Source organism: Pseudomonas yangonensis (assembly GCF_009932725.1).
In the GTDB taxonomy this organism is placed as follows: domain Bacteria; phylum Pseudomonadota; class Gammaproteobacteria; order Pseudomonadales; family Pseudomonadaceae; genus Aquipseudomonas; species Aquipseudomonas yangonensis.
On sequence record NZ_BLJU01000188.1, the window covers coordinates 1 to 297 of the forward strand.

A 297-nucleotide genomic window follows, 5' to 3' on the forward strand; every position below is an offset into this window, starting at 1 on the left:
TTTCTAAGGCGTTTAATTTCCCAACCTTTTTGGAAAACTCGGAAAACTTGTACACCTAATAAAAGCCCAACTACAATTCCAAGCGCCAAGGTAAGCAACAATAATAAACCTAAACGCATTGCAGGAACTTGAGTAAATAATAAATCAACAGGAAGTTCTGTTGGGTTCTGCAAAACAAGTGCTAAAGAATAGCCAAATACAATAATGAGTAATGCAATTAGAATATAACGCATAGGCACCCCACTTATGAGTTTTATTTATTTTCCAGATTCATTCACTGCATCACCTATCTCTTAT

General features: G+C 35.0%; 1 protein-coding gene. It reads right to left on the reverse strand.

Translation table 11 applies throughout. The annotated features are described in order from the left end of the window. Nucleotides 1-233: lipopolysaccharide assembly protein LapA domain-containing protein (locus GYB81_RS24020; RefSeq protein WP_161898019.1), on the reverse strand; the 233-nt coding region annotated here is incomplete at its 3' end. Between the last annotated feature and the right edge of the window lie 64 nt (nt 234-297).